This is a genomic window from Protofrankia sp. CiP1_Cm_nod2, assembly GCF_920664355.1.
Lineage (GTDB): Bacteria > Actinomycetota > Actinomycetes > Frankiales > Frankiaceae > Protofrankia.
Genome location: NZ_CAKKTL010000175.1, coordinates 1 through 1,837, shown reverse-complemented (window position 1 = coordinate 1,837; position 1,837 = coordinate 1). Strand labels below are relative to the sequence as shown.

Below are 1,837 nucleotides of genomic sequence, written 5' to 3'. Positions count from 1 at the left end.
ACCGTGGTGGTAGCACGGGAGCGGTCCGAGATCGCGAAGGGCCGCGCCATCGGGAACGGCCACGAGCAGGCACGGGCGGCCGGGGTGGATGCCGGAGCCGCGGCGGCGGCCGAGGATCGCTGCGTGAGCTGAACGCCAGGCTGACGTCCATCTGAATTCCATCTGTTGTCCATGGGGCTGGGCGCGCGATCCGACCAGACTGCCAGTGCTGGTATGTGACCTGGCCATGTTCAGGGTGAACGTGTTCGGATCGACGATGCGGTCGGGCCGGGAGATATGGTGAGCGACGAGATAACTATCAGGCTGGGTGAGGTCGCGGGGCCGGAGCTGTACCAGCGCAATGCATTTCGGATCACCGGAGTTTCCACCGACGCCGATCGGCGGACGGTGCGGCAGCGCCAGCAGAAAATCCTCACCGCGTTGCGGGCCGGCGCTGATATCGATCTCGGTCATGATCTGCCGGTCACGGCGGAGGAGACGCGCGCTGCTTTCGAGCGTATTCTCGGCGACCCGCGCGGCCGGCTGGTCGACGAGATTTTCTGGCTGTGGGACACCCCTGATCCCACCTGTGGATGTGCCCGGGAGCTGCACAGTGACCACGATGCGGCCGTCCTGGCCCACAGCGTGGCGCTCGACCGGGAGATCTCGCCGAATGCCCTGTCCGACGAGGACGCCGACGATGCCGACGATGCCGATGCCGATGCCGACGCCGACGCCGACGCCGACGCCGACGCCGCCGACGCTGACGAACTCGAGCGGTTGTGGTCCGAGGCGCCGCGGCGGTGGGAGTCACTCCTGCGCCAGGAGGCCTTCTGGGGCCACATCCGGCATCGGATCGTCAGTCTGGACGAACGGCAGCTCGACGAGTCCGTCATCGACGTGCTCCGAGAGAAGGTACCGATCGCCCTGGTCAAGCCGCTGCTCGGGCTTGCTGCCACGGCGGACGGGGAAGACCCCGGCCGGCTGGCCGAGCAGGCTCGCCGCTGGCCCGTGCCACCGCATGTGGTCGACGACCATCTGGAGCTGGCCGCCGAGCCGCTGTATCGCATAGCGGAGGCAACGATAACCGAGGCGTCCAGACTGCTCGGCCGCGGCAGCCTGAACGATACGGCGTCGATCGTGCCGGAAGAGATCGTGTCGACAGCGTCGCTGATCGAGCGGCAGGCTGTGCCGAAACTGCGACGCCTGGAGGTCATGCTCCCCTCCGACCGGCACCGTCGGACGGCCTCCGTGCGCGACGACGCGGCAGTCGTGCTCAACAACTGTGCCATGAAGCTGGCGAGGAAGACCGGTTCCACCGCGAAGATTCAGGTGCGGGAGTGGTTCGCCCGGGCAGGCGAACTGGCCTCCGGCCCACTTACCATGCGGCTGCTGGCGGAGAACCGTCCCTGGTTCGACAAGATGGTGGAAGAACTCGAGCGCGTCAGGGAAAGAACCCTGGAGCAGGCCCTTATGGGCCACGTCAGCCGGGCCAGGAGGATGCTGGAGGAGGACAGACGACGGCTGCGTGGCATCTTCGGCGACGACGAGATCGACGGTTTGTTCGAAAAACTGGACGACATCGTACTGCAGGAGCGTAGGAACAGCATCAGTCAGAAAGCACGTACGACGCCGAGTCAGCCGTCGTCCCCGGATCACGCCAGACCACGGATGCCCTCCCCGCCTCCTGATAGCCGTGCGCCGCTCCGCCGACGCCGGCCTCGGGCCCGGACCGTCCGTCTCCTTGTGGCGGCGCTGCTCGCTACCGTTATCACGATCCTGGTTCTGCTGAGCAGGCCCAGTTCCCCGCCTGCCTCCCACCTTCCGATCGCTACCGTTGCCACCGGGTTTGCGTCGC

The 1,837-nt window shown here is 67.0% G+C and carries 2 protein-coding genes; one reads left to right on the top strand and one right to left on the bottom strand.

What is annotated here, in order from left to right:
- On the bottom strand, positions 1-453 hold a 453-nt coding region (locus NBW84_RS17650), incomplete at its 3' end, for a hypothetical protein (protein ID WP_250285834.1).
- On the opposite strand from NBW84_RS17650, the gene NBW84_RS17645 reads away from it, so the two are divergent.
- Positions 388-1,837 (top strand): hypothetical protein (locus tag NBW84_RS17645; protein ID WP_250285833.1); only part of this gene is annotated, 1,450 nt, incomplete at its 3' end. The two genes, NBW84_RS17650 and NBW84_RS17645, sit on opposite strands and share 66 nt — an antisense overlap.